This is a genomic window from uncultured Nostoc sp. (assembly GCF_964247315.1).
Lineage (GTDB): Bacteria > Cyanobacteriota > Cyanobacteriia > Cyanobacteriales > Nostocaceae > Nostoc.
Genome location: NZ_CAXTTT010000206.1, coordinates 1 through 8,503, shown reverse-complemented (window position 1 = coordinate 8,503; position 8,503 = coordinate 1). Strand labels below are relative to the sequence as shown.

General features: G+C 42.4%; 8 protein-coding genes. 5 read left to right on the top strand and 3 right to left on the bottom strand.

The genetic code is table 11. From position 1 onward, the window contains the following. Positions 1-93 precede the first annotated feature (93 nt). Positions 94-1,077 carry a LysR substrate-binding domain-containing protein gene (locus ACFE93_RS33330; protein WP_104909181.1) on the bottom strand — a complete coding sequence of 328 codons (984 nt, stop codon included), beginning with the start codon at positions 1,075-1,077 and terminating at the stop codon, positions 94-96. Between the two features lie 301 nt (positions 1,078-1,378). On the opposite strand from ACFE93_RS33330, the gene ACFE93_RS33325 reads away from it, so the two are divergent. From ACFE93_RS33325 to ACFE93_RS33315, 3 genes are all read left to right on the top strand, one after another. Beyond that, the gene (locus ACFE93_RS33325) at positions 1,379-2,089 is read left to right on the top strand and encodes a cadmium resistance transporter (protein WP_375480194.1); all 711 of its coding nucleotides are present in this window, start codon (positions 1,379-1,381) and stop codon (positions 2,087-2,089) included. Positions 2,090-2,150: 61 nt separating this feature from the next. Beyond that, positions 2,151-2,807: a hypothetical protein gene (locus tag ACFE93_RS33320; protein WP_375480192.1), complete on the top strand. Its 657-nt coding sequence runs from the start codon at positions 2,151-2,153 to the stop codon at positions 2,805-2,807. A 263-nt stretch (positions 2,808-3,070) separates the two neighbouring features. Continuing rightward, positions 3,071-3,628, top strand: a complete 558-nt coding sequence (locus ACFE93_RS33315; RefSeq protein ID WP_375480190.1) for a YidH family protein — start codon at positions 3,071-3,073, stop codon at positions 3,626-3,628. Between the two features lie 8 nt (positions 3,629-3,636). Here the strand turns inward: ACFE93_RS33315 and ACFE93_RS33310 are convergent, their stop codons facing one another. After that, the gene (locus ACFE93_RS33310; protein ID WP_375480188.1) at positions 3,637-4,359 is read right to left on the bottom strand and encodes a class I SAM-dependent methyltransferase; all 723 of its coding nucleotides are present in this window, start codon (positions 4,357-4,359) and stop codon (positions 3,637-3,639) included. Between the two features lie 373 nt (positions 4,360-4,732). Further along, positions 4,733-5,218 (bottom strand): hypothetical protein, encoded by a 486-nt coding sequence (locus tag ACFE93_RS33305; protein ID WP_375480186.1) that lies wholly within the window; start codon positions 5,216-5,218, stop codon positions 4,733-4,735. A gap of 336 nt (positions 5,219-5,554) precedes the next feature. Here ACFE93_RS33305 and ACFE93_RS33300 point away from each other — a divergent pair, with 336 nt between their 5' ends. Continuing rightward, a complete protein-coding gene (locus ACFE93_RS33300) occupies positions 5,555-5,881 on the top strand; it encodes a hypothetical protein (protein WP_334857280.1) in 327 nt (108 codons plus the stop codon). Between the two features lie 81 nt (positions 5,882-5,962). Then, positions 5,963-8,503 (top strand): CHAT domain-containing protein (locus ACFE93_RS33295; RefSeq protein ID WP_375480184.1); only part of this gene is annotated, 2,541 nt, incomplete at its 3' end.

Below are 8,503 nucleotides of genomic sequence, written 5' to 3'. Positions count from 1 at the left end.
AGAGAGCAGGGGAGCAGGGGAGCAGGGAGCAGTTGTAGTAAGTTTTTCCCTTCTGTCTCTTTTCAATGCCCAATGCCCAATGCCCAGTCTCCTTTAAATAGCTGATAAATGATGTGAACCATCCAACATAGACGATATCAACATTTGTTCAAAGACTTTGGAAAGAGCAGTTTGAAAACGCTGACGATGCTTGATTTTGAAAAAAGGTCGAACTATTTCTGCGTAGGCGTAGCCCGCCGTAGGCATCGCACCGTTACTTTCTCTATTATCAATAACTCGAATTGCCCGCAAAGTCCCCAACTGGATTTCTTTTTTTACCATCAACTCAGAAATTCCAGTTGCGCCTACGCCATTTTCAATCGCGGCTTTTGCCATCTCACCACTGGTGAACACTAAAATTACATTCAGTTCGCTGAGGTTGATCCCCCAATTTTGCAATGCTTCCTCAAACCTTTGTTGTGTTCCAGATTCTCGCACCCGCATCACCCAAGGAGTTTGAGTTAGTTGGCTTAAATCAATTTCTCCCCACTCAAACCAAGGGTGTTTTTGACCGACGACAATTTGCAAGCGATCGCTCGCCACTATTTCGTACTCTAGAGTATTCTGAAGTGCTGGCTTCACATCTCCTTCTACCAAACCTAAATCAAACTGTCCCATCGCTGTACCGACACAAATCGTTTCTGCATTGGCAAGGGTACAGTCAATCTGGATACCAGGATATTGGCTCTTAAACTCACTAATCTTACTTGGTAGCCAGTAGTTACCAATTGTCAGACTTGACCCTAATTTCAATTCACCTCGTTGCAGATTGTTCAATTCTCGCAATCCCCTTTCTGTCAAGGAAACTTGATCGAGAATTTTTTGCGCTTCCACTTGCAGTAATTTACCCGCTTCAGCAATCTCGATATGGCGACCAATTCGATGGAATAGTTTCACTCCGTATTCTTGCTCTAGGTTGTGGATCGCTGCACTGACGGCAGGTTGTGTAATATAAAGCTCCTCTGCTGCGCGAGTAAAGTGTAAGTTCTGCGCCACAGCTAGAAAGATTTTTAGCTGCTCAAGCGTCATTCCTGCCATTTATCGTATCCCTAAGACTTAGTGTCAAAATCTTAATCACTTTCATTTATCATTTTGACAAATAAAAGCATTTGATTCTATCCGTTAGTTTGACTAAAGTATAAATCAAAGCTTCGGCACGGAATCAAACGGCTAAGTAGAAAGTGGAAGAAGCAGGGGAAGCAGAGGGAGAACAACCAATGCCCTTCAGGAGTGCTGAGTGCTGAGTGGGGAATCTCACTTCTTTACTCGCTTGCCGAGGAACTCGAAACTGTTTTGCCCCATGCCCAATTCCCAAGCATGAACATAAGGATATCCATAAATGAACGATTTAGTAACTGCAATTACCACAGGGATTACCGCATTCACTGCCACCAACATTGATGATATTGTCATTCTGACGTTGCTTTTTTCACAAATAAGTAAAACGTTTCGCAGTCGTCATATCGTTGCTGGTCAGTATCTCGGTTTTGCAGCATTGATCGTTGCTAGCCTTCCTGGTTTCTTCGGTGGACTAATCATACCGCAGGACTGGATTAGACTACTTGGTTTTATGCCAATAATCATTGGGATGAGCAGTTTACTAAAACGCGAAGAGGATTCATCTGAGGAAGCCGAAGAAGAAACTGAGCCGTCTTGTCCCTCTATAGTTAGCAGTTTTCTCTCTCCGCAAACTTGCAATGTCGCTGCGATCGCCTTTGCCAATGGTAGTGATAATATCAGTGTCTATGTACCCCTGTTTGCCAACTCAGAATTAGATAGTCTGCTGGTAATACTAAGTGTATTTTTTACCCTAGTCGGTGTATGGTGTTATACCGCTTACAAGTTAACCTATTTACCTGCGATCGCAAACTTTTTAACTGAAAATGGCAAGACTTTTGTACCTTGTATCTTGATTGGTTTGGGCGTGTTTATTTTCACAGAAAATGTTACTTGGACTCTTCTATCTGTAATTTCTAGTTATATATTCTCATTAATTTTGGGTTTCAATACTCAACCGTTGAGTGAAGAACAAGAAAAACTAATTGTCTAAAAAGAAGTGCATTATGAATTCCCAACAGCAAAATATCTTACCTATCAACAGGAATCAAAACATGAAAATCTGGAAATCTCTGCTAATTATCTTAATGATTGTCGCTAATTTCACCTTTGCTCAACCTTCTTTTGCTGATAAACCAAAATTTAGCAAAAACCCTGATTATATCGAAGTCACGAAAACGCTTGATAAACTGACTCAAGCAAAAGAAGCCCAAACTCAAGTAGAAGGTGTCACACCAGAGAAAATTCAGCAGAAAATCGATGAGTTAACATTCCAAAAATATGCTTTAGAGACGGGAATCAATTGGGGTCAATGCGAAAACAAAACAGGTAACACCATAGCAGTATATGGCAAAAGACCAAATGAGGAAGAGGATGACGATGCTATGTACGAGAACGGTCTATATTTTCTAGCTGATGGTCAATCCACTAAAAATAACTGGGATTGTGATGGCTTCTATCTGCCAAATGATGCCACAATTACAGGTTTAACCACTGACGGACAAGCTCAAGAATTTCCAGAGGCAGTAGCTATTAAGATACCTGATGGCAGTAAGTTAGCGATTAAGACTAATTCAGATACTGCTGCAATTGAAATCAACATTCCTAATGCTCAAATTGTCAAAGCTAACGAGGTTAACTGGTTTATCCCAAATGTATCACAGGCTATAATAGATACACGGGTTCCCAATGCGCCCACTATGAAGTCTTAAATCATTGAACGTTAAACAGTTACTAGGTGTATGGTAAGAATTTAGACTTATAACTGTTTATAAATTGTTCTCAATATCAACAGGGTAACAACCAATTTCAGAGAAAAACAGGACAAAAACTGCTGAAAAATCTCTCTGATTTTGGCTGTTTTTTTATGAATCTTATTACTTACAGTTACTCCATAACATCAATTACAAATTCCGAATTATTCGGTCAGGCTTGTTTTATTTCGATATCTGCATTAAAATAAATTTTGAAAAAAATGTACAATCACAACAGGCATATTTCAGTAGCGCAACTATTGCGCTGGGTGCAAGTTATCTGGAAAGAGATTTCCTACTACCTGCACATTTTTTTGACAAAAGCTGCTTTAGGGATAAAGGTATTATTGATGCAGTTAAAATTGAAACCCACAGAAGAAGATAAAGATAAAAAAAAGCCAGGACGACTGAATCCTTCCAGAATTCGAGATCACTTGGCAAATGAGCGTACCTACCTCGCTTGGATGCGGACAGGGATCGCTCTTTTAGGTTTTGGTGTCGTCATTGTGCGTTTGCGTGCCTTCCAAGTACCTTTGATACCTCGTCCTGGTAATGGCTGGAAGTTAGGTTTAGTCTTCTCACTGGTGGGTTTAATTACGGTGTGGCTCTCAACAGGACACTATTTTGCTGTCCGTCGTGATATTGAAGAAGATACTTACGAACCAACAGACCGATGGGTGTTATTGTTCAGTCTCGCTGTGATGATTCTCGGCGCTGGGGTAATCTATTTTGTTTTTACAACTTCTTTAGATCCATCAAGTCCAGTTATCCCTGAGTAATAAGATTTTTAAAATCGCACCTTATACAACTCGAATAATTCCCCTGATTTATGGGTTACGACTTTAGCACCAGCGGCCTTAATCGTTTTTTCCCACTTAGCCAAAGGTTCTAAAAACACCTCAGCCCCTAAATAGGTTTCCAAAACTGCCCAATCTTCCGCTAAAGGCTGTTCTGGATTGAGAACGTCAAATACAAAATGTCCACCTGGTTTTAACACCCGCTTGACTTCTGCTAGTACTGCATCCCAATATTCGAGGGGAAAATAGCAGCTAAATCCTGTGGCGATCGCTAGATCAAACTGCTCTGATGGGTAGTTTAACTGATGAGCTGCTCCCAACTCAACACCTTTGAACAGCTTAGAATTCAACTGTGGGCCGCGAGAATTCAGGGTATCGCGTGCCACATTACTGATTTCTTGCCCATGAAAAAATGCTTGCCAATCCCGCCAAGGATAGATTAAAAAACTGATCCCACAGCCAATATCTATGCAGTGTTGGTTTTTTTGAGGTTTAGCAATTTCCCAAAAAGGGGAAGCAATTCTCCCTGAGAAACTTCCAGCAATCCACTCGCCGAATATCGGCATCGCCTGTACTTCTGCTGGCAGTTCAAAGGTTTCACGTTGATATTCTCGGTTAAAGCGATAGGCTATTTGAGCTAATCTTTCGTCCCAGTTTGTTGATTTGGGTGAACTAAAAAGATTTTGAAACTGAGAATCGGGCTTTTTAGACATTTAGATTTTTGCTACTCTTTCTAAGAATTGTAGTCAAATTCGCCAAGCGATCGCTACGGCGGGCGGGTACGCCATCGCACCCCCATCCAATCTCCTCTAAGGTTTGTCCGAAGTCATTGGTACTAATGACCAATGACCAATGACTAATGACTACTATTCAACTTTTTCATACCAGATACCTACTTTCTCAAAAGCACCATAAGCAAGCTTCAGAAAATTCACTATTCTCTGTTTCCCAATTATCCCAAATTCTTTATACTCTCTAGCCTCTGCAAAAGTCAGGCGATTTTGGTCAATTATGTTTCTTTCTCTGTATGCTAACTTCGGAAAATCTATAACTTTTATCTGATATTTATTTACTATGTTCTGATAGTTAGAGTCTGACTTCTAAATGCTCCCAATCATCACATAGCCCTAAATTCCTCACCAGAATATGAGGAATTTTCTCACCATAAGTATTTACTGACTGAGTAAACAGGTTGATGCTGTCGTATCCTCCTGTCGATACAAACCATTTGCAAAACATCACTCCCTGCGAACTTCCTAGCTCAAGTAATTGATTAGATTCAATCCATCCTTGTACTGCTCTATGCGATTGTGCGGCTAAATTCACAATTACTGGCTTCTCTATCGCCCACTCAAATATTCTATCTGCCTTATTTGCCTGTCGTTCATTCTCACTAAACACAGCATATTTACATATCTCCTTATATACCCCTGCTACATCTGGATTCGATCTATCTGTCTCCACTGGTACAAATGGGATTCTCTTATCCAGACAATACTGAATCATTGTCCTGGCAAAGAGAGACTTTCCTACCCCGCCTTTTTCACCATCCACAAAATGAATCGTCGGCATTACAGCCACCTCTAATAGTTATTAAAGTCTGATACATCTTTCCCAAACTAAGAACTTTTTGGCCATTGCCCCCAAGTATTTTGATGGTTTTATGAGAAAGTATAACCGTGATTTGGATATAGTTTTTCAACAGTCTCATTTTACACACTTAAAGTCAGTCTGCGCGGACTAAGACAAAACAAGGGGCTTAAGCCCCTTGTTATAAGTTGATTGAGAACTAAAAACCGAAAATTTAGGTTTCCAGACATTCTTTACGACAAGAATTAGGAATTTTTAGAAGAAACTGCCTTGGGATGTTGTTTAAAATAAGCCTGGAGTTACTTGCAGATCAACACTATGGCAGAAATTCAGTTGGCGATTGAGGGTAAAGATGCGATCGCAGCAACAGAGGCGCTTTTGGAAATTCCTGGTATATCTGGTAACTATGCAGTGAGTTCAGATGCACCGGAAAGAGAAGGAGTAACAGCAACAGTTGCTACCATCGTTGGTATTGTTGGGGGTGCGATCGCCATTGCTGAACAAATCCGCAAGTGGTATCAAGAGTATAAAGCCAAGCAGTCTGGTAAAAGAATTGAAAAGGTGTTGATTGTCGGGCGCAATGGCAGGCGACTTCTTTTAGAGGATGCAACCTTGGAAGAGATTCGCCAAATTTTAGAATCGTAGAGACGCGATTAATCGCGTCTGTTGTTGCGGAATTGGGGGTGGTAGACTTGGGGTAAATACTAAAGTCTCAGGATTGAGAACGTGCAAACGCTCCACCTCGACCTCAAGCCAGTTGATGAGAATTACGTAGAGCTACGTTACTTTATTGATAATCCAAATAAGTATGAAAAGCGATCGCTCCCTGTAAAAGAAATCGCCGACTTGATTGAGTTGGCAGAGCGAGATTATTATGTGTCGGCTTTTCCAGAGGATTATACGGTAACAGGACGGCGGTTGTATAACTGGTTGGATGGGAGCGATCGCTGGCTGCAACCTATGCTAGATAAGCATCGAGGGGAGGGGATTGTGTTAGCGATCGCTGCAACAGAAAAACTCGCCTATCTGCCTTGGGAAGTCCTGCACGATGGTGTTAGCTTTTTGGTTGAGCGAGTCCCGGCTATTGTCCCGGTGCGTTGGGTGTCAGATAGCACGGTAAAAAAATTGACCATTGAAGGGGAACCAGAAAACCGGGCGCTACAAGTTTTGTTTATGGCTACTTCGCCTTTGGATGTCAAACCTGTGCTGGATTTTGAGGCGGAGGAAGCACGGATTTTGGAGGCGACGAAGCGGCAACCTTTAGCGTTGACGGTGGAAGAAAGCGGCTGTTTGTCGGAGTTGGGTTATTTAGTCGATGGTTACGACGGGGATTATTTTGACGTTTTACACTTGACGGGTCATGCTACTTTACAAGATGGGCAACCCCGCTTTATTACAGAAACCGAAATCGGTGAAGCTTTCTATGCCAGTGCTGGGGATATAGCTCAAGAATTACAATTTCGACTGCCTAAACTGATCTTCCTCTCTGGTTGTCGCACTGGGCAAGCTAGTAATTCGGGTTCTGTGCCATCAATGGCTGAAGAATTGCTCAAATCAGGTGCAAAAGCGGTTTTGGGTTGGGGTCAAAAGGTTTTAGATCCTGATGCTACAGCCGCAGCTGCCGCACTATATCAAGAATTGTCAGCCGGAAAGCAAATCACCGAAGCTATTGCTTGTACATACCAAGCATTAATTAAGAACAAGGCGCGGGATTGGCATTTATTGCGTCTTTATGCAGGAGGTAATTTACCAAGTTCATTAGTCACACCTTTGCGGACTCGTGGACGGAAACCAGCACCACCGCTTTCTGTTTCTACCCAGTTTTTAGATCCTGCGGGTAAAGTGAAAGTCCCAACGCGGGAGAGTTTTGTTGGTCGTCGTCGTCAATTGCAAAATTGTTTGCGGGTGCTGAGTCAATCAACCGATGAGGTTGCGGTGTTGATTCATGGCATGGGCGGTTTGGGTAAAAGTAGTTTAGCAGCTAGGCTTTGTGACAGACTGCCAACTTTTGAGCGCGTTGTCTGGGTTAGGCGAATCGATGAAGCTAGTTTGGTGAGTCGCTTAACAGAAAAGTTGGATGACAACGAACAACGCAAACGCCTACAAAATTATGATGAAGAATTGAAGTTTCGGTTGAGACGAGTTTTCCAGCAGTTGCATGAGCAAGCAAAGCCGTTTTTGTTGGTGCTGGATGACTTTGAAGTGAATTTAGAACCTCGCAATCAGAGTTATATCTTGCAAGCGGAAGCAGCAGAGGTAATGAAAGCTTTAGTTTGGGCAATTAGAGAAAATTCCACTTCCCACCGCATCATTATTACCTGCCGTTACGATTTTGAATTTACCCAGTTGCAGCATTTCTATAAACAGCCGTTGGATGCACTGCAAGGCGCAGATTTGCAAAAAAAGTTTAGTCGCCTCACAGCCTTTGGTGCAGAATCTCAGGTGGATGAGGCGTTAAAATCACAAGCGCAGAAGTTAGCAGATGGTAATCCCCGCTTGCTGGAATGGTTGGATAAGATTCTGCAAAATACAACAGTTGATGTGGCGGCAATTTTGAATCGGTTAGCAGCAGATCCGGTGGAGTTGCGAGAGCTAGTTTTGGCAGAGGCATTGCTGGTACAGATGGATACAACCATGCGGGAGATGTTGTCACGGGGTTTGGTGTTTGAGTTACCAGTACCAAGGGAAGCTCTAGCCGCAGTTTGTGATAGCATCGCCAATTTGGAACATTATATTAGTCGAGCAGTGGCGTTAGGACTGTTGGAAGTAAGCCATGATGAGGCGTTACGAGTGCCGCGCATTTTGCCTGTGCAAATAGGATCAGATGGGGAATTGCATAAGCAAGCGGCTGAGGCGCTGTATCGTCTTTGGTGGGAAGAGGCGAACACAGAAATCGAGGAACAACGGTTAGAAATTCATCGGTTGGCGTTGCTGGGTAAGGAAGAAAAAAAAGCAGCCAACATAGCAAGCAGTTTAGCAAATCGCTGGTGGCATCAAAGTCGATTTAGGGAAGCGGTGCAGCTGTGCAAATCAACCTTAGAAATTACTGAAGACTATCGTGTTCTCAAGGAGATGGGTTATTGTGAGAGCCAAGTTGGTGAGGTTGATCAAGCACTAAAACATTATCAACAAGCGTTAAACCTTTGTCCTTTAGAAGATAAACAAGAACAAGCATTAATTAAGCACTATTTGGGAATACTCAAAGCCAATAGCGGAGAAATAGAAGAAGCGATCGCCCTTTATCAACAATCCCTCGCTCTCAATGAA